Here is a 26,984-nt window from a genome sequence, read left to right as displayed (position 1 = left end):
GGACAGGGTTTTTTTGATAAAAGAACCAGTTTCTGTCTAAAAGTGTAGTTGCAAAATATATTGTTTTAGTAGTATAGATAGAACATGTCTTAAAATAACAACTATATTAAGGAGGTTTCTATGGCGTCCCGGAAGACTAAAGATAAAACAGTTATAAGGGCTCTGGGTCTGGGCGGGCTTCTAGGGGGCAGTAGTGAGGGAGTGGTTGATGTCAAGGATGGCAAGATCGTTAGAGTCAGGCCCTTCCATTACGACTGGAAATATAAAAAAGAGGATATTAAGACATGGAAGATGGAAAGGAACGGAAAAGTCTTTGAACAGCCATGGAAATCACTTCCCGGGCCATTTTCCCTTGCCTATAAAAAACGCGTATACTCTCCAAACAGAATCAAATTCCCCATGAAAAGGGTGGACTGGGACCCTGATGGTGAACGCAACCCCCAGAACAGGGGAAAAAGCAAATATGTAAGGATATCATGGGATGAGGCAACCGATATCCTGGCTAAAGAGATAAAGAGGATTCATAAACAGTACGGTCCTTACGGGATACTGGTTCAGGGAGATGGCCACGGCGAGTGCATGACCATACATACCCCTCACGGCCATTCAGGCTCCCTCCTTGACAAAATGGGCGGCTTTACACAGCAGGTAAGAAACCCTGATTCATGGGAAGGCTGGTACTGGGGCAGTAAACATGTATGGGGCCAGGGTATTCAGGGTGGTATGTTCCCGGCTGGAAATATTGTAAAGGATACGACAGAACATGCTGAGATGGTGCTCTTCTGGGGCTGTGATCCTGAGACCACACCATGGGGTTTTACAGGGCAGATGCCAAGCCGCCTCACCTATTTCTGGAAAGAGGCCGGCATAGAGCAGGTCTATATATGCCCTGATGTTAACTATGGATGTGCAGTTCACGCTGATAAATGGATACCTGTTTTACCTAATACAGATGCCGCTCTTCAGCTCGCAATCGCTTACACCTGGATAAAGGAAGGCACCTACAACAAGGAATATGTAAAGACCCATGTAATAGGTTTTGATAAGTTCAAGGCATATGTTATGGGCGAAGAAGAGGATGATGTACCCAAGACACCAGAATGGGCATCTAAAAAATGCGGTGTGTCTGAATGGACGATCAAGGCCCTGGCAAGACAGTTTGCCAAAAAGGTTACATCCATTGCCCACTATTTTGGGGGTGGCTACGTAAGGGGGCCATTCAGCCACGAGCCCGGACGTCTTGAGGTATGTCTCTTAGGCATGCAGGGCCTTGGCGGGCCAGGCAGGCATCATCATCAGATCACCTATTTTGGGCTTCCAAGGTCAAACGGGCTTTCGGGCACATTCTTCTGGAACCCTGACCTTGCGGACAGGTTAAGAACTCCAAGCTTAACAACCATCAACGCATGGCAGAAACAGCTTATTCCAAAGACATATATACATGATGCGATCGAGGCCAGTGAGCCAATGACGTTCTACGGCTCAGGCGCCATAGAGGTGGATACAAAGGATCAGTTCAAGAAGTATGTATATCCTATTCCAAAAAAGGAGGGGGGCACAGAGATCCATATGATATGGTCTGACACCCCGTGCCGCACTACCTGCTGGAACAACGGAAATGCAACAGAGCTTGCACTAAGAAATCCGAAGATAGAATGTGTGGTAACACAGCACCCCTGGATGGAAAATGATACCCTCTTTTCGGATATTATCCTTCCCTCAAATACACATATGGAGGTAAGCGATATAGTATCGAGCATCAGGGGCGGCACATCCATACCCAATGTTGCACTGTGTGATCAGGCCATAGAACCTGTGGGGGAATCCAAGAGCAACTATGAGGTGGTTCTTGAGGTGGCAAAGAAGCTCGGTATGGAAAAGGCCATGACAGGCGGCAAGACAGATGAAGACCTGAAAATGGAGATGTTTGCAAACATGCGCCTGGATAAACTCACCACATGGAAGGAGTTCAGGGAAAAGGGCTATTACCTCTACAATGTGGCTGATGACTGGGAGGATGACTCCCCGGGGCTAAGGAAATTCTATGATGACCCTGAGAAGAATCCGCTGCCAACGCCAACAGGAAAGCTTGAGTTCTATTCAGAGGCCCTTGCAAAGAATTTCCCCCATGACAAGGAGAGGCCCCCTGTGCCAAAATGGATTGAAAAGGGGCCCACCCATGATGAAAGATTATCAAGCGAACGGGCCAAGATGTTCCCGCTCATCCTCATGAGTAATCACGGCAGGTGGAGGGTGCATGCACAGGCGGATGATATTTCCTGGACACGTGAGGCGCCTACATGCAAGATCAGGGGCTGGGACGGCTACATGTATGAACCCTGCTGGATACACACCTCAGAGGCAGAAAAGCGGGGGATAAAACATGGTGATATAGTCAAGGTGTTTAACGAAAGGGGCATTGTGCTTGCGGGCGCCTATGTTACAGAGAGGATTAGGCCCAATGTGGCATACATGGATCACGGCGCAAGGGTCGACATGATCAAGGTAGGTGAAATAGACAGAGGCGGTGCAATCAACACCATATCCGGTTCAGGCACATCCTCCAGAAATGCAGTGGGCCAGGCCACAACCGCCTATCTGGTACAGGTGGAAAGGTTGAGCATGGAGGAGATGGACCAGTGGAGAAGAGACTACCCGGAGGCGTTTGAAAGGGAGTATGACCCTGCATCCGGACTTTGTGTAAACGCATGGTTAGAGGGAGGAGAAAAATAATGAAGGCATTTGTTATTGATCTTTCAGTATGTAACGGCTGTTATGCCTGCCAGATAGCCTGCAAGGATGAGCATGTTGGCAATGACTGGACTCCCTATGCAAAACCTCAGCCCGATACGGGCCATTTCTGGCTTGGAATAAAAGAGACAGTAAGGGGAACCGTGCCCAAGGTTATGGTAACCTATGTACCCATGCTCTGCATGCACTGCGCTGATGCCCCCTGCATGAAGGCATGCAAAGCAGATGCAATCTATAAGAGAGAAGATGGCCTTGTTATTATTGACCCTGAAAAATGCACAGGCTGCAAGCTCTGCATGGATGTCTGCCCATATGATGCCATATTCATGAACAATGGTCTTAATATTGCGCAGAAATGCACAGGGTGCGCCCATCTCCTTGATGATGGATGGGAGGTTCCAAGGTGTGTTGATAACTGCCCCACTGATGCTCTCAGATTCGGTGAAGAAAAGGATCTTAAAAAATACATAACAAAGGCCGAGCCGATTAAACCCGAAGTTAAACTCAAGACAAGGGTTTATTATCTTAATACACCCAAAAAATGGGTTGCAGGCACACTCTATGATCCAAAGGAAAAGGAAGTTATCACCGGCGCTATATGTACTCTTACTGACTGCCAAAGCAAGGAGACGTTAGCTGCTGAAACCAATGCATGGGGTGATTTCTGGTTCAGGGGGCTATCGGATAATCGCAAGTTTAATCTAAAGATTGAAAAGGGAAAGAAATCAGTAACTATTGATTCTATATGCACGGATATTGACAGGAATCTTGGTGATATAGCGTTAAAATAAAAAAAATGTACAGGGTTATGATTTTGGCATGTCAGTACCCTATAGGGTTTGTTGGTTATGGTTTCGCTTTAAATATTACTTTCGGTAATAATATTTAGGCTATAGTCAACCTTTAAAAGGGAGTCTGGAATTAATAATTTTAACGGAGGATCTATGTCGGTAGGAAAAGTAAAAGAAAAGACAAAAAAAACAAAGGTAAAAGAGCCGCTTGCAAGTATGGCTGATAAAACAGTATACAAGGCTCTTGGATTGAGTGGAGGAATTTTTGGCGCGGCCCCATGTGCGATTGATGTTAAGAATGACAGGATCGTTAGAATAAGGCCTCTTCATTTTGATGCCAAATATGATCCCAAGACTTTTAATCCATGGAAAATCACCAAAAATGGGAAGACCCTTGAGCCCATGTACAAGGCGCTTCCGTCACCTTTCAGCCTTGCCTATAAAAAACGCGTATATTCCCCCAACAGGATTAAATACCCGTTAAAGAGGGTTGACTGGGATCCGGATGGAGAGCGCAATACCCAGAACAGGGGAAAGAGCAAATTTGTAAGGATATCATGGGATGAGGCTACAGATCTCATAGCTAAAGAGATCAGAAGGCTGCACAAACAGTACGGTCCGTGTACAATCCTGATACAGGGCGACGGCCACGGAGAGTGTATGTTTGTACATGCAACCCACGGCTCATCATCACTGCTGCTTGACAAGATGGGAGGGTTTACCCAGCAGATCAGAAACCCTGACTCATGGGAAGGCTGGTACTGGGGATCAAAACATGTCTGGGGCTCAGGCCTTATAGGCATGATGAATCCGGCTAATAACATAATAAAAGATATCTCTGAACATACCCAGCTTCTTCTGGTATGGGGCGGTGACCCTGAGACAACACCATGGGGCTTCAGGGGCCAGTATGCGAGCAATATTGTAAGGTTCTGGTCTGAGATCGGGATCAAGCAGATATATATCTGCCCTGACCTGAACTATGCTGCTGCCATCCATGCAAACAAGTGGATACCTGTGCTGCCCAATACAGACGCAGCCCTGCAGCTTGCCATCATCTATATGTGGGTCAAGGAAGGCACCTATGACAAGGAGTATATCAAGACCCACACAGTAGGTTTTGACAAGATAAAGGCATATGTTTTAGGAGAAGAAGACGGCGAACCCAAGACACCTGAATGGGCGTCAAAGAAGTGTGGCGTACCCGAATGGACCATTAAGGCCCTTGCAAGGGACTGGGCAAAGAAGGTTTGTACCATAGGCCACTATTTTGGCGGCGGTATGATAAGAGGCCCGCTGGCACATGAACCGGCAAGGCTTGAGTGCGTTCTCTTAGGAATGCGTGGTCTTGGAAAACCAGGAGTTCATCAGGCTCAGATCTCATATCAGGGCATGCCAAGGAATATCGTCTCCAAGAAGACAGGCAGCCATATGGGTATGTTTGAGCGTCTGAAGGGCACAAAGTACGGTGACAGGCTGTTGAAACCGCATAGCATAACACCTACCGCATGGGGCAAGCAGATGATCCCCAAGACAATGATAGAAAAGGCCATCAATGAGGGTAAGGTTGATTTCTATGGTACTGGCGGTCATGAGGTTCCAACCTCTGATCAGTTTGTAAAATACTCATACCCGATACCCAAGGAGAAGGGCGGTACAGAGATCCATATGATGTGGACAGATACACCATGCCGTATCACATGCTGGAACTGCGGTAACGATGTTATTGACACCGTAAGAAGCCCCAAGATAGAATTTGTTCTAGCCCAGCATCCCTGGCTCGAAAATGACTGTCTCTATGCAGATATAATCCTGCCGATTAAGACCATTGTTGAGACAGATGACATCTCCCCATGCGTAAGGGACGGCGAAAGTTTCCAGAGCCTTGTACGCATGAAACCGGCTATCCCGCCGATTGGCGAGGCATTATCTAATTATGAGGCGGTATGCGAGATTGCCAAAAAACTCAATATGTATGATGAGGTTACAGAGAAAAGATCAGTCCCTGACCTGATCAAGGATGTATTTTATGGTCTGGGTTTTGGCGACTATATCAGCTATGATGAGTTTGAGGAAAAGGGGTATTACGTGCTTCCTGTTGCCGATGACTGGGAAGATGACGTTGCAGGTCTTTATGATTTCTACAAGGACCCTGTGAAGAACCCATTACCCACACCATCAGGAAAGCTTGAATTCTATGCAGAGCGTATAGCCAAGCACTTCCCGGATGATAAGGAGCGCGGGCCATATCCAAAATGGATAGAAAGAAGCGAGACCCATGACGAGAGAATATCAAGCGAAAGGGCAAAGCTCTATCCGCTGCTTCTGATGTCTAACCATGGCAGGTGGAGGGTTCATGCACAGTGCGATGATATAACCTGGACAAGAGAGGCATATACAGGAAAGGTTCTGGGTTTTGACGGTTATAAATATGAACCCTGCTGGATCAATCCCAATGATGCCAAGGCAAGAGGGATCAAGGACGGGGATATAGTCAAGGTCTTTAACGAAAGAGGCGCTGTACTTTGCGGCGCCAGGGTTTTTGAGAGGGTAATGCCAGGGGTTGTTTCGGTAGACCATGGCGCAAGAGCTGATGCAATTATCCCGGGTAAACTAGACAGAGGAGGCGCCATCAATTGTGTTACACCTGCAGGGCTTACTTCAAAGAACTGCGCAGGCCAGGCCACAAGCGGTTTTCTGGTGAACATCGAAAAGGTTACTCCTGAGCAGATGGGTAAATGGATGAACGATTACCCTGATGCCTTCAACAGAGAATATGATCCGGATTCAGGTCTTAGGTTTGACGCCTGGGTTGAAGGGAGGAAATAATTATGTCAAAGAAAGTATTTGTAATAGATATCAAGAAATGTAATGGATGTCATGCCTGCCAGATAGTATGTAAGGATGAGCATGTTGGTAATGACTGGTCACCTATAGCCAAACCTCAGCCAGATGCAGGTCAGTTCTGGATTGAACTTACCGAGCGGGTAAGGGGTACAGTACCAAAGGTAAAGGTTGCATACCGTCCCCACATGTGCATGCATTGTGATAATGCACCCTGTATAGAGGCCTGTCCGGTTGAAGGTGCCCTGTACAAGAGGGAAGACGGCCTCGTTATCATTGATTCAGTAAAGTGTTCCGGTTGCAGAAACTGTCTGGATGTCTGCCCATATGATGCCATTTTCTATAACGATGACCTTAACCTTGCACAGAAATGTACAGGTTGCGCCCATCTTCTGGATGACGGCTGGGTGGAGCCAAGGTGCGCTGATGCATGTCCGACAGGCGCACTGAAGTTCATGGATGAAGATGAGGCCAAGAAGCTGATATCCAAGGCAGAGGTCTGGAAGCCTGAGCTGAAGAAACAGGTAAAACCAAGGGTATACTATCTCAACCTGCCCGGCAGATTTATCGCCGGAACAGTGTATGACCCGAAGGCAAAGGAGATCATAGAGGATGCTGATTGTGTTCTTACCAATGCAGCAACCGGAAAGACATACAGCATCAAGACAGACAACTATGGTGACTTCTGGTTTGAAAACCTGGGCGAAGGCGAATACAGCCTCCAGATAACAAAGGGTAAAAAGAAAGAGACATTCAAAAAGCTCGATACTACCCTTGAAGACATTAACCTGGGCGATATAGCCCTTTAATCAGGGTTCATGTAAAGCCCATTTAAGATCAAAAACAAGAGCCCCGCCCGGTGTTATATGCCGGGCGGGGCTCTTTGTTTTATTAATAATGCCCTGAATAATTATATGCACACTATCCTTGACTTCTGGAAAATCAACTAGTATATTGCTGAAAATACGGAAATACAGTGATGATGGTGTCGAATGTTCATAAAACGATTACTTGATCTAAAAGAAATACTTAATAAAAAATCATTTTTTTTGTTTGGCCCAAGGTCTACAGGTAAATCAACCCTGATAAAGCAGCAATTAGCAGATTCACCATTTGTTATTGACCTTCTTGATTCCCGCCTGTTTCTCCGGCTGTCAGGTGCCCCTCATGAAATAGAAGAGATTATTAATGCAGGTGGTTCAAATCTTGTTGTAATCGATGAAATACAGCGCATCCCTGAACTTCTTAATGAAGTCCATCGCCTCATAGAAAACAGAAAAATTCGCTTTCTACTGACTGGAAGCAGCGCCAGAAAACTCAGGAGAGGCAATGCAAATCTTCTGGCAGGAAGGGTCTGGGAGGCAAGGCTTTTTCCTTTAACATGGAGGGAGTTGCCGGATTTTAAACTTGAAAGATACCTCCGTTATGGCGGTTTACCCCAGGTTTATCTGAGTGAATATCCGGACGAGGAGCTTGATGCCTATGTAAACATATATCTGAAAGAGGAGATTATGGCAGAGGGCTTAATAAGAAATCTACCTCCTTTTGCCCGTTTTTTAAAGTCAATATCCCTTTCAAATGGCGAGGTGGTTAACTTCACGAAACTTGGGAATGACTGTCAGATATCTGCATCAACAGTACGCGAATATATATCACTTCTGGAAGATACACTCGTTGGATTTCTGATCCCCGCATGGACAGAATCAAAAAAGAGAAAGGCAATAAAATCAGGAAAATTCTATTTTTTTGATACTGGGGTTACTCATACCCTGTCCGGCACGCAGTCTCTTGATCGCAACTCCGATCTGTATGGTAAAAGTTTTGAGCAATTTATCTGCATGGAATTAAGGGCATACCTCAGTTACAAAAGAAATAAATCTCCTCTTTCATACTGGAGATCAACTCATGGTAATGAGGTTGATTTTTTAATCGGTGAAGATGTCGCCATAGAAGTGAAATCCAGTCAGAGAATAACCCCTTCTGATTATAAAGGGCTTAAGGCGCTAAATGAAGAGGGTATATTTAAAGACCTCTATCTCACCAGTCAAGATCCTGTTGCATCAAAAAATGAGAATATAAATAGTCTCCACTGGAAAGATTTTCTTGAAAAATTGTGGCAGGGGAAAATAATTTAAAAGGAATACCATAAAGAGACATAATACCAAGACCGAAAACTATGGTGACTTCTAGTTTGAAGGATTAGGCGAAGGTGAATACAGCCTCCAGATAACAAAGGGTAAAAAGAAAGAGACATTCAAAAAGATTGATACCACAACAGCAGACATCAATCTTGGAGATATATCCCTTTAATTTTTTTTAAAAAAAAGGCCTTGAAAAAACGGGGCCTTTTGTTTCTTCTCTTTCATTTTTCCATTATAAACAAATAGAATTATTTATTGTTTTTCACACCGATCAGCATTCCATACTTCGTTTTTTCTGATCCACCACCTCAAGTCTGGGGCTTCAAGCATAATACAAGGCAAGTTCAACATGCCTTCTGTCAATGGAAAGAGTGATTTCACCTGTAATAAGTAAATCTATTTTGACCTTTTTAAATTGCACGTGTAACCTTTTCCTGTAGAGGATGTATTAATAAACAAAAATACAGATTGTCCCGGAGCTGAATTGGTTGAGGATCGTGAAATAATGCTGATGGTGAAAGATGGTGATGTCCATAAGCTGGGGTTGCTTTTTGACAGGCATGCCCAGGGTTTGTTCAATTACTTCCAATTACAGGTCAGGGAGCGGTTTAAGAGCGAGGATCTTGTGCAGAACGTTTTTTATAAAATCCTGAAATACAGGCATACATTTAAAGAGGGTGCTGACTTCAGGGTGTGGATGTACGCAATAGCCAGAAATGAAAAGGTAAATTTTTTTAAGACAAACAGGGTTTCAGATGAGGAGGTTGATTCTGAACAGACTGATGAAAACAGCGACAATCCTGAAAACGCCCTCGCATCCAAAGCAGATAAAAAGCACCTGACAAGGGCGCTTGAAAGGATGTCTCCTGATAACAGGGAGTTGCTTATATTAAGTAAATATACAGGATTGCCATACAGTCAGATAGCTGAAATGTTCGAGTGCACAGTAGGGGCAATAAAGGTTCGGATATTCAGGGCAATGCAGGAGTTAAAGGCCCAGTTTATAAATATTGCAGAGGAGCAATGATATGGAATGCAATAATATAAAAGAGCTGATTATCGATTACATGGACGGCAGCCTTGATAAAAAAGAGGCTGAAAAGGTAGATTCACACCTTTTATCATGTGAAGAGTGTCGCACTGAACTGGAGGCTATAAAATCCATATGGTTTGATCTGGATGATCTGAAGATGGAAAAGGTCTCAGACCAACTGAAGAAAAACATAGATAGTATGATTGGTTCATACATCCTTGGCATGAAAAATACCAAAGATGAAAAATGGCATGTGTCATTTGTAAAATGGCTGGAATCATGGTGGCCCAGACGACCGGTGATTCAGCTTGCTTCAACAATGGCTTTACTTATAATCGGCCTTATAACAGGCTTCAGTATCGGGTCAAAAACAGAATCAAAAAATGAGATAGTCCAACTGAAGTCAGATGTAAACCAGCTCCAGCAGGTGGTGATGAGCTCTATACTTGATCAGAATTCCGTGACAGAAAGGATACGCGGATTATCCATGACAGGCATGGTAAAAAATACTGATAAAGAGTTTTACTCTACATTACTGTTAATATTGAACAGCGATTCAAATGTTAACGTAAGGATGGCTGCCGTGAATGCCCTCTCTAATTTTACCGGCAATGAATATGTAAGGCGTGAGCTTGTAAAATCACTGGGCCTTCAGTCATCACCACTGGTTCAGGTCTCATTGATCGACCTGCTTGCAACCATAAAAGAGCCCGAGGCATCTTCTGCCCTGATCAATATTATCAATGATTCTGAGGTAAATATGCATGTTAAAGAGAGGGCCAAAAAGGCATTGAAACAGTTTATATAGTCTTTAGTTTCAGGAGGATAAAATGAAAAAAAATATGATAACCAAATTTACCATTATTCTTATTTTAGTTTCTGCCAGCATCTGCGTGGCAAAGGAAAATCAGTATAACAATGAACTGGAATTTGGAAACCCTTCTGCCAAAAGGGTCTTGCAGATAGGCGGAAATGGTGATCTCAATATTACAGGGTATAATGGGGACAAGGTCTTGATTTCTGCAGGTAAAGATATCTTTGATGAGTCTGACACAAGGGATGAAAAGGCAAAAGGGCTGAAAAGGATACGCGGAGGCGGATTCAACATAATTAATAATAAAAAGGACAATATAATCTATATAACACGTCCAATAAATGATGATGTTGACCTGAATATCAGTGTCCCGAACGGTATAACGCTAAAACTTGGGAACGGAGTTGCTTTAAAAAATCAAAATCTCAATCTCAAAAAACTGAATAAGCAGTCAGAGAAACAGAACAGTGAGCTTGAAGAGAAAGCAGAAAAGCTTAAAGGATTAGAAGCAGAGTTAAAGGAAAAAGAGACTGAGCTTAATGCGTTTGACAAAAGCATGCAGCAGGTTGTCCAAAAGATTCAGGAGAATTTAAATATTTCCATTTCTGCCCCGGTTGTTACCGGTTTAAGCAGATTTGCCCACTCTACCGGGATTATCGATGGAAATATTTCCATCAGGGATTTTACAGGGGTTATTGAAGTTAGCACAGTAAATGGAAGGATTACTGCACAAAATATTACTGGTGAAGCAGTTGCAAGCACAGTTGATGGGGAGATAAACATATCCTTCAAAAGGGTTAATAAGGATAGTTCACTCTATTTCAGCACGGTTGATGGTGACATAGATATCACTTTACCCAAAGAGGCAAAGGCCGATATCATGGCACGGACAATGGATGGGGATGTTTACACAGGTTTTGATACAGACCTGGTTTTTGGTGGGGAAATTGATGGCAGAAAAGGTGGTGCATTTCAAAATTACATGAATCCTTTCTTTAATTCAAACAATATAACCGCACGCATTAACGGGGGCGGTAACAAGGTTTATCTCAATACGATAAATGGGAATATCTATATCCGAAAAGGCGAATAACCTTTTAATCCTTAAAAATATATAACCCTGAAAACACAGGAGTGATATGTGATGCTTGAAGTCTGTAAAAATTATGTGAAATATGTCCTGATTATCAATCTTGCTATCTGTTCTATTGCACTCCTTCTGTTATCAGAGATACCCTATGCCAAGGCAGGAGAAGTTAATATCAGCCACAACATACCATTCAGTCAAGTAAAGCCGGTTATAGATGGTGAAATAAATGCAGGGGAATGGGAAGCCGCTTCCAGTGTATCTCTTGATAATGAGACCTTTCCGTCACAGAATGTTCCCGCGCTGGTAGATACCGAAGCCATGATGATGGAGGATGGGGCAAATTTTTATCTTGCCTTTATAGCCTCTGACCCCGAACCAGAAAAGATCCGCGCATTTTATAGAGACAGGGACGCATCATGGGGAGATGATTTTGTCGGGATAGTTATTGATACCTTTAATGATGAAAGACGTTCATTCGAGTTTTTCGCAAATGCATTAGGGGTGCAAACTGATGCTATTTTTGATGATGTAGTACAGAATGAAGATACCTCCTGGAATGCGATATGGGACAGCGCCGGCAACATAACCGATAAGGGGTACGTTGTAGAAATGAAAATACCCTTAAGCCAGCTTCGGTTTCCAGAAGGCGTTGATAAACAGACCTGGGGCGTTGATATCTTGAGATTCTATCCAAGGGACAAACGGCACAGATTAAGCAACAACACAAAAGATTATAATCTCTCATGCTATCTGTGCCAGTTTAAAAAGGCACAGGGCTTCACAAAGCAGGAGCAGAAGCTAAATCTTCAGGTGGTCCCGACAATTACAGCCTCCTATTCCAGAAACCGCTTATCACCTGAAAATGGCAAATGGGATTCTGAATATGATCCTGAAGCAGGCATGGATATACGCTGGGGAATCAATCAGGATTTTTATCTGAATGCAACAATAAACCCTGATTTCTCGCAGGTTGAGGCAGATGTGGCCCAGCTTAATGTGAATAATACATTCTCTTTGTATTTTCCCGAAAGGCGGGAGTTTTTCCTGGATGGCGCAGAGTATTTCAATACACACGCCAATCTTGTCTATACTCGAAACATCTCATCACCGGAATATGGCATTAAACTCACGGGTAAAAAAGATGCGCATACATACGGACTGTTTTTTGCCAATGATGAAATAACAACCCTGACCATCCCTGGCAGGGATGGGTCAATCATCGCATCTATCCCGGATGAAAAAAGTACGAATACGGCTTATCGTTACCGCCTCGATATTGACCGGAATATAAACCTGGGGATGATTTTTACTGACCGCAGGGCAGACGATTATTCAAATACTCTTACAGGTATTGACGGCAATATCCGCCTTGGAAAGAGCGATAAAATCAAGATGCAGATAATGAAATCCTTTTCCGAGTATCCTGAGCAGATCCAGCATGATTATAGGCAGAAACCCGAAATAGATGATTACGCTTACCTATTTAAATATGAACACTCTGACAATAAATGGTACTGGGGATCATGGTACAATGAGTATGGTGATGATTTCAGGGCAGATATGGGTTTTATTAACCGTGTGGATTACAGGCGGTTTGATAACGAGGTAGGTCATACCTGGCGCTTTGGCCAGGGAAGCAGGTTCAGCAGGGTCTATTTGGGCGTTGACTGGATTAAAACCTACAGTGAATCGGGCGATGATCTTGAGGACGAGCGGATAATACTGGTAAATGCCGACGGTCCTATGCAGTCCTATATTTTTATGAGTTTTTCCCAGAAAGACCATTTATATAGAGGAATCAACTTTGATGAATACAACATAAATTATTACACCCAGATGAGGCCAATAGCAGGTATGGAGATCGGGCTGGACCTTAATTATGGTGATAAGATTGATTATGACAATATACGTCTGGGCAGGGTTCTCAGCCTGGGGCCCAGAATCACCATGCAGATGGGAAAGCATTTCCAGGTAGCTTTGCGCCATAACTATCAGGAAATGGATATTGAAGGTGATAGATTATATGCTACAAACCTGAGCGATCTCCGTTTTACATACCAGTTTGGCATCAGGAGCTTTTTACGGGCTATTATACAGTATTCGGATACGAGGCGTGATCCATCATTATACATTTTTGATATTGACAGAAGATCAAAGTGTCTTACGACCCAGCTGCTTTACAGCTATAAGATAAACCCTCAGACACGTTTTTTTATCGGGTATTCTGATACGGGATTTCAGGATGAGGATATGAACAGTATTAAAAAGACCAATTTCACTGTTTTTACAAAACTGAGCTATGCCTGGCAAAATTAACAGGCAAGTCTTTATATGTCCCCACGGGGAAATCATTGTTTCCGGGTGGGGACTTTTTTAAGAAACACATTTTGACATGCTATCCTTTATTAGATAATATCTTTTACAGCATCTCATCTGAAATCATTATAGGTTTAGGCATATGTATTACTTTTACAAGTGAGCCGGTATAATATGGAAAAATTTAAAACCATAAATCAGGAGCGAAATAAACGTAAACTTACAGGCATCCTGAGCGCAGATGTTGCAGGCTACAGCCGTCTTATGGAAGAAAATGAGGCAGTTACCATAAGACGTCTTGATGAAAGCAGGCGGATTTTTGGAAAACTTGTAAATGAATATGAAGGGCGTATTGTTGATTCCCCGGGTGATAATATACTTGCTGAGTTCGGGAGTGTAGTTAACGCGGTTGAATGCGCTGTAACCATACAGGCAAGGTTGAAGTTTTATAACGCTCAGCTCCCTGAAAACGATCGTATGGATTTCCGTATAGGTGTGAATCTGGGAGATGTTATTGAGGAGGATGGACGCATATATGGCGATGGTGTCAACATTGCTGCCCGTATTCAGACTCTTGCCGAACCCGGCGGAATCTGTATTTCACGAACAGCTTATGACCATGTGAAATCAAAGCTTAATATCGGGTATGAATACCTTGGTGAACACAATCTTAAAAATATATCCGAACCTGTAAGTGTTTACCGCGTGCTTACCAATGTGGAAACCCCTGGAAAGGTGATAGGCGAAAAAAGGTTTCTTGGCAGCATTTCACGGAAAGCAGCCCTTGCCGTTATACTTATTCTGTTTATTGCAGCTGCCGGTTCAATAGGGTTCATAATATATTCCCGCAACCATCAAAAAACAGAACAACAGACTTCACTTGACAGGTTGGCCTTTTCAATGCCTGAAAAATCCACAATCGCTGTGCTTCCATTTGTGAATATAAGCGGCAGTGAAGACCAGGACTATTTCAGTGACGGCCTTACTGAGGAGATAATCGCAGGGCTTTCAAGACACCCTGATCTCATGGTCACGGCCCGTAACTCATCATCTTACTATAAAGGTAAACCTGTAAAGATCCAGGAGGTAAGTAAAGAGCTGGGTGTGCGCTATGTGCTTGATGGCAGTGTTCGGCAGGATGAGGGCAAGGTGAGGATCTCAGTCAAGCTGATCGATGCGGAGCAGGGGTACAATATCTGGACAGAGACATATGACCGGAAAAAGAGGGATATACTTTCGCTCCAGTCCGAAATAATGTGGCTTATTTTGAGGGAGGTGCGCACAAGGCTGCTTGACAGAGGCCGTGAACCTGACTTTCTCCCTGATAAGAAAGACAGTATAGAGTATACAGAGACATACTATATCCTCTACCGTTGCTATAAAGAAAGAACCCCTGACAGGCTGAAAACTGCAAAGGAGCTGGCTGATAAACTTATAGAAACAGCGCCTGACCCATGGGTCTATTTCATGAGAAGCTCTATCCTTATAGCCCTTGCAGGGCCACCCGATAACAAGGTATCAGAATATCTTAATGAGGTTGAAAAGGATGCCAAAGCGGTAGAAAACCTTGATAAGGGCGCAAGTCTTGCTATTTTAGGGCAGTTGTATCTGGCGAAGTATGAACGTGAAAGGGTATTGGGATATCTTGAAAAAGCATCAGAATATCTTGAAAAGGCATTGGAATATTACAAAAAATGGGTAGAAATATCACCTGACTCAAAGAATGCCCATTTCGGGTTGGGCTTTACTCTTTTGTTTTTGCAACGATATGATGAGTCTGCAAAACATTATGAGATTGGTCTAAATATAGATTCCCGGTCTGAGGTCCAGAATTTTGTTTTTATGGGCATCTCCTATTCAAGCCCATCGCCAACCGGGTTTTTAAACCTTGAAAGGGCAAAGATGGCCCTTGAAAGGGCTTCAATGCCACCTGAACAGAATAATATCCTAGCACATATATACCTGACCCTGATTTATACCTATGAGGATCAGATGGATCGTGCACGAATCCATGCAAAAGAGATACTCAGGATAATCCCCTATTTTTCATCAGAAGCATACTTGTCATGGATACCCATAAGTGAGGAGACCAAAAGATATCATAAAGAATTGCTCAAAAAGGCAGGCATACCTGAAAAGAGCCGCTTTAATCCTTTTCAGTAAAAAAAGACAGATCAGGGGTTCAGCCTCTGGTCTGCCTCCCTGAAACGTTCTGCCAGGGTGCGTATAAATGGGCCAAGCCATGAGCCTGTATCCAGCTCCTCCTTGAAGTACTGGCTTTTAATCACCGCAACGGTCACGTTGTCAACTGCCTCAACGCTTGCTGACCTGGGCTTTTCTGTCAGTATGGCCGTTTCACCAAACACATCACCTGCTTTCATGATGCGGAGTTCAACCTTTTCGCCGTTAATGGTCTTGAAGGCGCGGCATTCGCCGGATCTTATGATATATGCCTCATGTCCAATATCACCTTCGCGTACAATAAGGGCGCCCGGCCTGTATGTGTGGCCGGGAAACCGCTCGCTTCCCTCTAGGAAATTTTCCAGCTCATCCTTTAGTTCTTCAACTGACTGATAACGATCCGAGGGATTTTTACTCATGGCCTTCATGGTTATTCTAATAAGACCCAATGGCAGAGGGAAATCCACCTTTTCGTCAGGCGGCTGGATCTCGCAAATCCTTGCATTTATAACCATATCCCTGAGTGAATCTCCGGGTATGGGGCGTAATCCGGTAAGAATCTCATACAGGGTTGCGCCTATTGAAAAGACATCACTCCGCTCATCAACACTATCAAGATCTCCTCTTGCCTGTTCTGGCGACATATAGCACGGGGTACCGAATATATTCCCCTGCACCTCTACCCGCATGCTGAACTGTTTGCGTTTTTTTATCTCCGGCAGGTTCATCTGTTCTATTACTGATATTTTACCTCCTTTGACACGGGCAATGCCCCAGTCCATGAGGTAAACCTGACCAAAACTCCCTACCATTATATTGTCAGGCTTGATGTCACGGTGTATTACGCCCTTGCTGTGGGCATAGGATACCGCATCGCATACCTTGATCATTATCTGTACCAGACGTAATATATCCCTGTCTGTTCTCTGTGAAAGATCCTTTTCATTGATAAGTTCATAGAGCACCTTACCGCGTACCTTTTTCATAGTGAAAAAGAGCCTCTCTTTTTTGTCTATCCCGAGCTCATATATGGGGATGATATTGGGGTGATCCAGTTGTGCGGTAATTTGTGCCTCAACCACCATGCGGCTCAGCTCATACTCGTCTTTAATTTTTTCATCCCGCATGATCTTCATGACTATCCGGCGCATGAGGTTTGTATCTGTGGCATCCATCAGGAGGGACATCCCCCCCTCCTGGAATTTATCGCCCGTTATAAGCCGTTTTTCACTCTTTTCTTCCGGCCTTCTCGGGTCTATGTGAACAATATCTTCGGACATAATCACCTGATTAAGTAACTGGTCATGAATGATCGATAAATAAATTTAGGCAATTTTAAAACTATAAAAAATCAGAAATATCATGTCAAACTTTAATTCTGACAGATATGCAGCATGCGACTGTATCAGGTAAAGTTGGATCAGGCAGGCCTTGCATCCCTGTGCCTCAATATGTGTTATAACAAATAAAAAAGGCTCAACCGGATCAGCTAAGCCCTTTATGATATGAATTTTTATATGGTGCGCCCAGCAAGATTCGAACTTGCGACCTGCGGATTCGTAGTCCGTCACTCTATCCATCTGAGCTATGGGCGCACGAAAGAAAGATTTTTAGCATATCATTTAATGATTTTCAATGATCAATTATCAATTATCATTTAAAAAATAAATATAGCAATAAAAAAGGCCAGGCAACCCCTGGTTGCATGGCCTTTTGATAAGCGAAATAAAATTATTTTACTTTCTTGAGTATTGTCGGAGGCATCTCACCCATACCCGGTCCGGCTGGTGCGCCTTCGGGTGCAGCGGGCATCTCCATCTTCATTTCAATAGTGTCGCCCTTTACCTCGCCCTTAAATACCAATGGCATACCCATACCAAAATCAAGAGCAAATGAAAATTTATTACCATCAATCTTGCCATCCTGAATGGCCAGGTCATTACCATCCATACCCTTTGTGTTACCGGTCAGGTTTTTTCCATCGGCCTTGAAGGTATAGTTAATCTTCATTGGTTCCCCGCCCATTCCGGGTGCTTCACCCTGCCAGTTGCCGTCGATATCAGCGGCATAGGCCATCCCTGCTACAAGCATAAACAATACTGAAAAAATTAAAGCTCTCATTTTCGTTCCTCCTCTTTGGTTTTTTAATTTAATAAAAAAGAAATGCCATGTTGGGAGCAAGCATAGAGTTGATATCATCCTCTGTCAAGAAAATAAAATGCAGAAATTCAGCACATATGACCATATATTTTAAAAAATGCGGTTTTATGTGCATTATACCCTGAATAAAGGCCAAATTTGGCCATGTTAGGTGGTTCAGGCTAACTCTCTTCCATTTCTTCCTGCTCATTTTCATCATCTTCAGGGTATATACTGCCTAAAAGTTCAAGGTATGTATCCTCAAGCTCCTTCATCTCTCTCAGGATATCCATTGCATGTCTTGTGCCCACCTCTGCGGCCTTTTCAGAATCCCTCTGCTTGAATGCCTCAAGGATTTTATCATGGTCGCCATCATTGTGGATAATGGTGGTTACAGGTTTCATGGTTCTTATAAAGCTCTCTGTAAAATCCATGATATTTTCCATTATGATGGAATATATCGGGTTTCCGCATGCACGCCCAACAAACCTGTGGAACAGGGCATAAAGGTTGTCAAGTTTGTCATGCTCCTTTATAACAACATAGGAGGCCAGTAGATCCTGCATCTCCTTCAGCATTTTTGGCGTTGCATTCTGGGCTGTAAGTCTGCACACCTCAGGCTCAAGAAGCAGCCTTGCCCTTGCAAGGTGATCTACCTTTACCCTCCTGTACCTGATAAGGTCTGCAAAGTCCTCCATGAAAGGCAACTGATACATCTCCCGCACAAATGCGCCGCCGGTTATACCCCTTCTTATCTCTAAAAAACCCCTTGACTGAAGTACCCTTATCCCTTCCCTTATTACAGGCCTGCTTACTCCCAGGAGTCTTGCAAGCTCTGTCTCGCTTGGAAGCGCCTCGCCTGTCTTGTATTTACCTGAGAGGATGGCCTTTTTTATCTCGTTTACCACATCCTCATAGAGGTTTGTGGCGCGTTTTATCCTTTTAAATCCCTGCAATTTTCTTCTCCTGGACCCGTCCAAACAATATGCATAAAAGGCCGGGCTGGTTATAATTATAAAATTATCAATAATTTGTACTAATTGACAGACTCGCTTTATACCATGAATCCCGTCATATTTGCCACTTCTTTTTAGCATTGGAATCCTTTCTATTTTTTTTCAGATGTGTTAAGGCAGATGTTTTAATCATGGAGGTAAACGTGAAAAGATATTTCCAGATCATCCCTGCTGCCATGTTATTCATGACTCTGCTTTTTTCATCCATTACAGGCGCAAAGAACATCACCCTGAGATTTTCTGACCAGAACTCAAAAACAGGCTGGGGCCCCATTCATGCCCTTGGCCCCTGGATAGAGATGATTGAAGATGCGGTCAGAAAAAACACGAGCCATGAGCTGAAAATAATTGTCTTCCCTAACCAGACACTTGCAAAGGGTAAGGATAACTGGAATGCTGTCAGGACAGGCATTGCTGACATGGGCTGGTGCTTTCACGGCTACTGGCCAGGCATGACCCCGCTTGCAGATGTGATCAGCCTGCCTGCCCTGCCATTTACCACAGGTGAAAAGGGGAGTGAAGCGCTCTGGAGGCTCTATGAAAAATTCCCTGAAATCAAAAAACAGTTTGATGAAAATCACATACTGCTTCTTTATACCACAGAGCCCTATTCCCTGATAACCACTAAAAAGCAGGTGAAAACACTTGAAGAGCTTAAGGGGCTAAAGATCCGGACAACAGGAGGGCCGCCGACAGACCAGATGAAGGCCCTTGGCGGCATTCCAATGTCCATTCCCATGCCGGATGTATACCTGGCTTTAAAGCAGGGGGTAATTGATGGCATGGGTGTATCATGGGAGGCGGTTCATTCATTCAGGTTATATGAGGTGGCAGATTTTTATACACAGACACCCTTCCCTGCTGTATATTTTTCAATAGCCATAAACAGGAAAAAGTGGGAATCACTGCCGGATGATGTTAAAAAGGCCATTACCTCTGTGAGCGGTCTGCAGGGGTCAAGGTTATGGGGTAAAAAATATGATATGGCAAAAGAGGGTGTGTTTGAACTTGCCCGCAAAGAGGGGAAGAATATAGGCTCTGTTACGCTCTCTGCGGATGAGATGAACAGGTGGCTTGAGACCGGCGGGAAACCATTATGGGATGAATGGGTGAAAAAGATGGAAAAGGAAGGGTATAAAAATGCCCATGAGATACTGGATACAACACTAAAGTATTTGCAAGAGTGAAAAGAAAAAGATGAACGTCGAACATTGAACATCGAACTTTCAACTTTCAATCATAATACAATAAAGAGGTTATATTGTTGTGTCTGAAACACAATAATCAATTGTTTCTTTTTAAATAATTCGATATTAGACATTCGACGTTGAGTGTTGAATGTTCATCTTTTAAGGTGAAAAAAGGGATGCAGGTCATCAGCCTGGTTAACAAATTTAATAATTTTCTGGTTCTTATCCTCAAGCACATTGCTATATGGATACTTGCCGCAATGATGTTTATTACTGCCATTGATGTTTTTCTAAGGTATATCTTCAACAGCCCGATATCAGGCAGCTTTGAGCTGGTGGAATACATGATGGCCCTTGTTGTGCCCTTCAGCATAGTATTCTGTGCAAAGCATAAGGCCCATGTCCGGGTGGATATTATACTAGATCATGCCGGGAAAAAGGTGAGGTCATTTATCCATTTTTTGGGCAGCATCCTTTCCTTATGCCTTTTTTCCATTATTGCCTGGCAGGCATGTATATATGTTACTGAGGAGTATGTATCAAGGCTTACATCATCAGTCCTTTATATCCCTGTTTACCCATTTATAGGGGCCCTTGCCGCGGCATTCATTATCCTGAGCCTCTTGACCCTTGCGGAGGCCATCAATTATTTTGCCGGGAATATAAAATGGAGCCGATAGTAATAGGCATTATAGGGATAATTTTCCTTATTTTTCTGCTATTTGCCGGGCTTCCAATAGGTGTGGGAATGGCGCTCGTGGGTGTTCTGGGCTTTGCATATCTTACTGATATGGGTGCGGCCCTTGGGCTCCTGCGCACCGTCCCATATGCCACCTTTGCGAGTAACAGCCTGAGTGTAATACCTCTCTTCATACTTATGGGTGCATTTGCCATGTCATCAGGCATGAGCGAGGCACTTTTCAGGGCGGTCTACAAATGGCTCGGGCACATGAAGGGAGGTGTGGCCCAGGCCACTATTGCTGCATGCGCATTCTTTGCCGCCATAAGCGGTTCAAGCCTTGCCACTGCAGTAACCCTCGGTTCAGTTGCCCTCCCTGAGATGCGCAAATACAAATATGATGACTCGCTAGCAACAGGCGCTGTGGCTGCGGGCGGGAGCATGGGGATACTTATACCGCCTAGCGTGATACTCATCATATATGGCATAATAACAGAGCAGTCTATAGGCAAGCTGTTTCTGGCAGGGTTTGTGCCTGGTATCATGGAGATGGTTTTTTACATGATTACCGTGTGGTTGCTCACAACAATCAAGCCGGGGCTCGGGCCAAAGGGGCCTAAAACAGGCTTCAGGGAAAAGATGAATGCACTGGGCCATACCTGGGATATTGTGCTGCTCTTTATTGTTGTTATAGGAGGCATCTACGCGGGTGTTTTTACCCCTACAGAAGCGGCAGGGATAGGGGCATTCGGGACATTCTTCTTTACCCTTGTTAGAAAAAGGCTCACATGGGGGGTGTTCAAAGAGAGTCTTTCAACTACCCTTGTCACAACCGGGATGCTGTTTCTTATCATGATGGGTGCCATGATATTCGGCTATTTTCTCTCTGTTTCACAGCTTCCTTCTGAAATGGCAGTCTTTGTGGGCGGGCTCTCGGTAAACAGATACATTATACTTGCAGCCATACTTATCATAGTGCTAATGCTTGGCTGTATTATGGATTCAATGGCCATTGTGCTTTTGACCATACCTGTCTTTTATCCGCTTGTCATTGATCTGGGGTTTAACCCCATATGGTTCGGTATACTGGTGGTAAGGGTGACAGAGATGGGTATGATAACACCCCCTGTGGGGATGAATGTATTTGTAATAAAGGGGATATCAGATGCGCCAATAGGCACTATATTCAGGGGGATCGCCCCCTTTTTGATGGCGGATGTAATACAGGTTATCCTCCTGGTATTGTTTCCGCAGATTGTACTTTTATTACCTGATCTTATGACATAAAAAAAGGGGTTTAAAATGCGGGCAAAACCGATTGGAATGGTTAAAGAGATTATTCAGGCAGCAGGGTTAAGGGCTTCATATGCCTATGATGACCTTTTATTTACAGAGGATAATTCCATAATTTTTCAGTTTGACAGCAAGGATAAAAAGGGTCTCAGGTTTTATGTCAACACTACCTTGGGCTATGATGCCTCTGTCAAGCTTGAAAAAAGGCTTGATGATGCGGCGCAAGAGGCCGGTTACACAGTAATTAAAAGCGGTGAGTTTGAGATGGAAAAGAAAAAGGGTTCTGATGAAACCGAGTTCAGGCTTCTTCCTTTTTAGGGTCTCTTAAGGAGCTAATGTGGAGAGTAATAAAAAGATGATTAAATTCTCAGAGGATGAGAAAAGGAAGAAGAGGGCGGTTCTCTTTTCTGTTCAGGCACAGGGGGTTACCGATGAGGAGAACAGCGCTTCTCTTATCGAGCTCAGGCGTCTTGTAAAAACCCTTGGGCTGGAGGTAGTGGGCGCAGTTACACAGCGCCGGGCAAAACCAGACCCTGGCGTACTCCTTGGCCCTGGAAAGCTAAAGGAACTGGCAGGCTATACGGGCGGCAAAGGTGTTGTTGAGGGGTTCAGCAGTAAATCGGGTGATGAAGAAGATGAAGAGTGGGAAGAAGATATTTCTCCAGATGGTTCCAACGATGATGCAACAGATACCGGGGATATTAAAGAAGATATAAAGGCCGGAGTTGTTGTGTATGATGGTGAGATAACACCGAGGCAGCTAAGGAATCTTGAAAAGGCTACAGGGGTTGAGGTGCTTGATCGCACAGGCGTGATACTTGAGATCTTCAGCCGCCATGCAAAGAGCCGTGAGGCCATGATACAGGTTGAGATAGCAAAGCTTGCCTATCTGGCGCCAAGGCTCAGGGCCTCCCATATTGATGGTGACAGACAGGGAGCGGGTATCGGGACAAGAGGGGCAGGGGAGACCTCGTACGAGCTGGATAAACGCCGTATAAGGGATCGTATATCAGAGCTGAAGAGACGTCTGGTTGAAATACGTAAAGAACAGGAGAGAAGACGTGACCGCAGGAAGGAGACATTCCAGATTGCGCTTGTAGGCTATACCAATGCGGGCAAGTCATCCATCATGCGGAAGCTGACAGGGAGTGATGTGCTGGTTGAGGATAAACTCTTTGCCACACTTGACACCCGTGTAAAGACCATGCAGCCGGAGGGTTTTCCTCCTGTGCTTGTATCAGACACAGTCGGATTTATAAAAAAACTGCCCCATGACCTTGTTGCCTCTTTCCAGTCTACACTTGATGAGGCGCTTGCCGCCTCGCTGCTTTTGTATGTGGTTGATGTGGCTGATCCGGCATTCCGACCGCAGCTTGCTGTTGCAAAAGAGGTTATTAAAGAGATCGGCGGTGAAAAGATACCCGGGATACTTATTATGAATAAATCGGATAAGCTCTCGGAAACAGAGGTTGAAACACTACGCTGTGAATTCCCGGATGGGATCTTTATCTCTGCACATAACATTGATGATATTGCCATATTAAGAAAAAAGGTGCTTGAGTTTTTTGAGGCAGGCATGGTCAAAGAAAAAATGGTGATACCCTATGATAAGGGGCGCATACTTGGGGAGTTAAGAACAAGGGCTCAGATCCTGAGTGAATCATATGATGAAAAGGGGACAGAGATAACCTTCAGGACATTACCTGAGACAATTGCATGGCTTAAGAAAAATCTTTGAATTCCCTTTATAAAGCCGCTAATTCAACATCCCCCCATGCTGTCATCTCATCATCCATAATTGCCACAAGACCCAGCACACCCTCTATCTGGCCTGCACTTTCGGAAAGTCTTTTAAGCTCTTTTTTGGTCTTTACCATATTAGCGAGGGCGGTTGCAGCGGCATCTGCAAGGGGGGCGGATTTTGCGATTACACATACAACATCTGAGTTACCCATGCTTAAGGAGTGGCCTATTCTGCCGGATGAAGAGCAGACACCCACAGGCATCATCCTTTCAGGGATTTTAATCCCTATCCTGTCGCTTAAGGGTGATGTGCCAGCATAAATGGATACGGTTACATCCCGTAAGAGATTCATATATATATCGCCGCCATTTTCTATGATTACCTGTTGCGATAAATCCTTTAGGCCGTATGCCACATGCTGGGCAATTGCACCAGCAACAGATGCCATTGGGCCTACGCCTGCTGACATTGAACATGCAATCATCTCTCTGATTATTTGAGGCGCATAGGGGTCATCAGGGTATGGGGTGAGGGTGGTAAAAAAAACTGGATGCATCTCTATATAACCTTCAAGACTGAATCGTAAGTCATGGACAATACCCTCTGTCTCCTTTACAAGCTCCTGCTCAGCGCTCACCCACAGGTCGGTCTCCTTAACAGATACATGAAAGGTGGTAAGGTCTTTGACCTTTACTCTGTTCCTGTAATGGCGCTCTACATATTTCATCTATCCTCACCTCATTTCTTGACCATGCAACGGTTTACTATATCCATGGCCTTTTTCCTCAATTCAAGCCCTAATGGGTTCCGGGCACGGACACTGTCATCCAGAGCTGACATGGTATCATAAAAAAGTTGCCACGCCTTTCTTTCCCTTTCATACTGCCCCTTAAGTCTGTTACCTTTGCCTGAGCAGAATTCTATTGCAGCAGACAGCCTCTTTGCGCCCGAACGTATAAGCTCATTGGCCCAGGCGCTCTCTCCCTCATGGGCAAGAGAGGTCGCCTTTAATGCAAGCCTCAGATAAACAAGAGTAAGGGGGATATGGGAGATAAAGCATCCTGTGTATGGGTCCATAATCCCTTTTAACCCCTTTCTGCCACCGGGAATAACCTCTGGAAGGGTTGAAAAATAGAGGATGCGGATATAATCACCTATGAGCTTTGATATCTGGGTAGGCATATCCTCCTCTCTGGCAAAGCTCTTTTTATCATGCCTCATAATAAGCCCTGCCTCATGAAGGTATGCGAGACGCTCAGGCCTGTTAAAGAGGGTTGATAAAATGTATGCCTGATCCTCTGCCCTGCCTATAAAGGATGGTGTAAATGGCCTGTGCCTCTTAAGTGCCTCAACAAGGATGCCTGTTGTGCCCCCTGTAACATGAATCCTCTCTATGCATTCATCTTTACCATTGAGGCTGCTCCCTTTACCATATCTTGTCATCATCTCTGCCCCGGTTGAAAGGGCCTGCGGCAGGCGGCTGAAGAATATCATCTCATCCGGTTTGAGCGCGCCTGAAGGGTATCTTATATCAGTGGTAAAGAGCCCCATATGGATATCATCATTATTTACCAGTGCGCCCGCTAACATGCCGAGTTCTACAGGCATCCCTTGTGAGTCAATGCCTGTTGCGCCCCATAGCCCAGTCTTGAGATGCTCAAATGCGGATTTGCCTGTCTCCTTCACAAGCTCCTCCTGCGGAAAAACCTGATCAAGATCGATCTTGAATGTGGCCTTTATCCTCTCATCTATAAGTATGTTCCAGAACAGGGCGATGGCCTTTAAGAAGCTGTAATGGCGGCCATATTCGCCGTCAACCCCGAAGATCAGCATAAGGTCTGAGCCATCCCGGTTAAGAAAACCCTCTGCTGCCGGATTAAGAACATCCCTTACTATCTCCTGTGTATCCTTTTCAGTGAAGAGACAGAGATCAAAATTATCAGGGCAATTCGTGTCTTTAAGGAGCCCCTCAAGATATGAAGCTGAGATATCCTGCAGCCCTTTATGCGTTACTGAGACTGACATGAGCATTACAGGTCTTGCCTTGAAAGCGGCATTCCCCCTCTCCCTTTCAAAGCGGAGGGCCTCATCAAAACCCTTAAGCCCATATAGAAACTCGCTGTTTTCACTGCAAACGCCCATCTCCATGGGGTGATCATACCAGTACAGCTGCTTTTCTTTCATTATATCTGCAAGGTGTTCTTTTACAGGGTTACTCAAATTCAGCTCTTCTATCTTTGCCCCTTCAGGCGGTAAAGTAATGAGCACATTTGATGTAAAGATGACCTCTGAAGCGGGGTCAGTTACAGGGTCAGGGTTCAGGGCTGTGATCTTTACCCTTCTTTTATTTCTAAGTGCCTGTTCTGCTGCTGATTTATCATGAAGTATGCCGCACCCTTCAGGGAAGAATATAGACCACAGCCTTTCCACTGCACCCTGTTCACTGATACTGTGGCGTTCACTTAAAGAATGGGCCAGTGATTCCAGCCTGGGGTGAAAATCAGTGGATTCATTCACCGCATTATCTATCTCATCTTTAATGAGGGAAATCCCTTTCAGATAGAAGTTTGCGGTATCCCCCCACAGGGGTGAATTGCTTTCAGATGATAAAATCTCTATTGCCCCTCTGTTTTCCATGGAATTTTCATTTGTGATTGCAGTAAGAAAGGCATGGGTCAGCTTAAGAGGCATATCTGCACATTCAGAAATGCCCTCTAAAAGCCCATCCTTTTTAAGCCTGTCAAGGATGGTGTATATAATGGTTTTAAATGCATTATCCATCAAGGGTCTCCTGCATGGGGTCATTTTATTTTAAAAATCACACATTGAATAATGATTTAATTTATTTTATAATCCGAATCAAGGTCTTGCAGTAAATAAATAATCATCTCTGCCAGACCTGGGATGGACAATCCTGATACTATTTGCAGGAGCAGGCATCGCGTCTGTAATGGGCAATCAT

The 26,984-nt window shown here is 44.3% G+C and carries 20 protein-coding genes and 1 tRNA gene; 15 read left to right on the top strand and 6 right to left on the bottom strand.

All coding sequences use genetic code 11. The annotated features are described in order from the left end of the window. The first annotated feature begins 120 nt into the window (after nucleotides 1-120). From GX654_20775 to GX654_20730, 10 genes are all read left to right on the top strand, one after another. The gene (locus tag GX654_20775; protein NLD39297.1) at nucleotides 121-2,733 is read left to right on the top strand and encodes a molybdopterin-dependent oxidoreductase; all 2,613 of its coding nucleotides are present in this window, start codon (nucleotides 121-123) and stop codon (nucleotides 2,731-2,733) included. Next, nucleotides 2,733-3,542, top strand: coding sequence for a 4Fe-4S binding protein (locus tag GX654_20770; protein ID NLD39296.1), 810 nt, complete (start codon nucleotides 2,733-2,735; stop codon nucleotides 3,540-3,542). The genes GX654_20775 and GX654_20770 overlap by 1 nt, the downstream gene beginning before the upstream one ends. A gap of 216 nt (nucleotides 3,543-3,758) precedes the next feature. After that, nucleotides 3,759-6,371, top strand: a complete 2,613-nt coding sequence (locus GX654_20765; protein ID NLD39295.1) for a molybdopterin-dependent oxidoreductase — start codon at nucleotides 3,759-3,761, stop codon at nucleotides 6,369-6,371. A gap of 2 nt (nucleotides 6,372-6,373) precedes the next feature. Beyond that, nucleotides 6,374-7,195, top strand: coding sequence for a 4Fe-4S dicluster domain-containing protein (locus tag GX654_20760; GenBank protein ID NLD39294.1), 822 nt, complete (start codon nucleotides 6,374-6,376; stop codon nucleotides 7,193-7,195). A gap of 183 nt (nucleotides 7,196-7,378) precedes the next feature. Then, the gene (locus tag GX654_20755; GenBank protein ID NLD39293.1) at nucleotides 7,379-8,521 is read left to right on the top strand and encodes an ATP-binding protein; all 1,143 of its coding nucleotides are present in this window, start codon (nucleotides 7,379-7,381) and stop codon (nucleotides 8,519-8,521) included. Between the two features lie 511 nt (nucleotides 8,522-9,032). After that, on the top strand, nucleotides 9,033-9,554 hold the full coding sequence (locus GX654_20750; protein ID NLD39292.1) for an RNA polymerase sigma factor: 522 nt from the start codon (nucleotides 9,033-9,035) through the stop codon (nucleotides 9,552-9,554). 1 nt (nucleotide 9,555) lies between these two features. Further along, complete coding sequence (locus GX654_20745) at nucleotides 9,556-10,368, top strand: hypothetical protein (protein NLD39291.1); 813 nt, start codon at nucleotides 9,556-9,558, stop codon at nucleotides 10,366-10,368. A gap of 22 nt (nucleotides 10,369-10,390) precedes the next feature. Next, entirely contained in the window at nucleotides 10,391-11,467 is a 1,077-nt protein-coding gene (locus tag GX654_20740) for a DUF4097 family beta strand repeat protein (protein NLD39290.1), read from the top strand. Nucleotides 11,468-11,518: 51 nt separating this feature from the next. Next, complete coding sequence (locus GX654_20735) at nucleotides 11,519-13,780, top strand: carbohydrate binding family 9 domain-containing protein (GenBank protein NLD39289.1); 2,262 nt, start codon at nucleotides 11,519-11,521, stop codon at nucleotides 13,778-13,780. Nucleotides 13,781-13,954: 174 nt separating this feature from the next. Further along, nucleotides 13,955-15,943: a hypothetical protein gene (locus GX654_20730; protein NLD39288.1), complete on the top strand. Its 1,989-nt coding sequence runs from the start codon at nucleotides 13,955-13,957 to the stop codon at nucleotides 15,941-15,943. Nucleotides 15,944-15,954: 11 nt separating this feature from the next. On the opposite strand, the gene GX654_20725 is transcribed toward GX654_20730, so the two are convergent. The 4 genes from GX654_20725 to GX654_20710 all read right to left on the bottom strand — a co-directional run bounded on the left by GX654_20725 (nucleotide 15,955) and on the right by GX654_20710 (nucleotide 19,056). After that, on the bottom strand, nucleotides 15,955-17,241 hold the full coding sequence (locus GX654_20725; GenBank protein ID NLD39287.1) for a protein kinase: 1,287 nt from the start codon (nucleotides 17,239-17,241) through the stop codon (nucleotides 15,955-15,957). A gap of 238 nt (nucleotides 17,242-17,479) precedes the next feature. Continuing rightward, nucleotides 17,480-17,556 (bottom strand) — tRNA-Arg (locus tag GX654_20720). Nucleotides 17,557-17,692: 136 nt separating this feature from the next. Next, entirely contained in the window at nucleotides 17,693-18,082 is a 390-nt protein-coding gene (locus tag GX654_20715) for a hypothetical protein (GenBank protein NLD39286.1), read from the bottom strand. 200 nt (nucleotides 18,083-18,282) lie between these two features. Next, nucleotides 18,283-19,056, bottom strand: coding sequence for a FadR family transcriptional regulator (locus GX654_20710; protein ID NLD39285.1), 774 nt, complete (start codon nucleotides 19,054-19,056; stop codon nucleotides 18,283-18,285). Between the two features lie 203 nt (nucleotides 19,057-19,259). On the opposite strand from GX654_20710, the gene GX654_20705 reads away from it, so the two are divergent. The 5 genes from GX654_20705 to hflX all read left to right on the top strand — a co-directional run bounded on the left by GX654_20705 (nucleotide 19,260) and on the right by hflX (nucleotide 24,016). Then, on the top strand, nucleotides 19,260-20,303 hold the full coding sequence (locus GX654_20705) for a TRAP transporter substrate-binding protein (GenBank protein ID NLD39284.1): 1,044 nt from the start codon (nucleotides 19,260-19,262) through the stop codon (nucleotides 20,301-20,303). A 179-nt stretch (nucleotides 20,304-20,482) separates the two neighbouring features. Then, complete coding sequence (locus GX654_20700; protein NLD39283.1) at nucleotides 20,483-20,986, top strand: TRAP transporter small permease; 504 nt, start codon at nucleotides 20,483-20,485, stop codon at nucleotides 20,984-20,986. Further along, nucleotides 20,974-22,272, top strand: coding sequence for a TRAP transporter large permease (locus GX654_20695; GenBank protein NLD39282.1), 1,299 nt, complete (start codon nucleotides 20,974-20,976; stop codon nucleotides 22,270-22,272). The genes GX654_20700 and GX654_20695 overlap by 13 nt, the downstream gene beginning before the upstream one ends. A gap of 15 nt (nucleotides 22,273-22,287) precedes the next feature. Beyond that, nucleotides 22,288-22,596 (top strand): hypothetical protein, encoded by a 309-nt coding sequence (locus GX654_20690; GenBank protein NLD39281.1) that lies wholly within the window; start codon nucleotides 22,288-22,290, stop codon nucleotides 22,594-22,596. Nucleotides 22,597-22,633: 37 nt separating this feature from the next. After that, nucleotides 22,634-24,016: a GTPase HflX gene (gene hflX, locus GX654_20685; protein NLD39280.1), complete on the top strand. Its 1,383-nt coding sequence runs from the start codon at nucleotides 22,634-22,636 to the stop codon at nucleotides 24,014-24,016. 7 nt (nucleotides 24,017-24,023) lie between these two features. Here the strand turns inward: hflX and GX654_20680 are convergent, their stop codons facing one another. Beyond that, nucleotides 24,024-24,749 carry a UPF0280 family protein gene (locus GX654_20680; GenBank protein NLD39279.1) on the bottom strand — a complete coding sequence of 242 codons (726 nt, stop codon included), beginning with the start codon at nucleotides 24,747-24,749 and terminating at the stop codon, nucleotides 24,024-24,026. Between the two features lie 11 nt (nucleotides 24,750-24,760). Then, a complete protein-coding gene (locus GX654_20675) occupies nucleotides 24,761-26,803 on the bottom strand; it encodes a hypothetical protein (protein ID NLD39278.1) in 2,043 nt (680 codons plus the stop codon). Nucleotides 26,804-26,984 lie beyond the last annotated feature (181 nt).

Origin of the sequence: Desulfatiglans sp., from assembly GCA_012513605.1 — a bacterium.
Taxonomy (GTDB): Bacteria; Desulfobacterota; DSM-4660; order Desulfatiglandales; family HGW-15; genus JAAZBV01.
The sequence above is the reverse complement of the archived record's forward strand: the minus strand, read 5'-3'. Positions and strand labels throughout refer to the sequence as shown.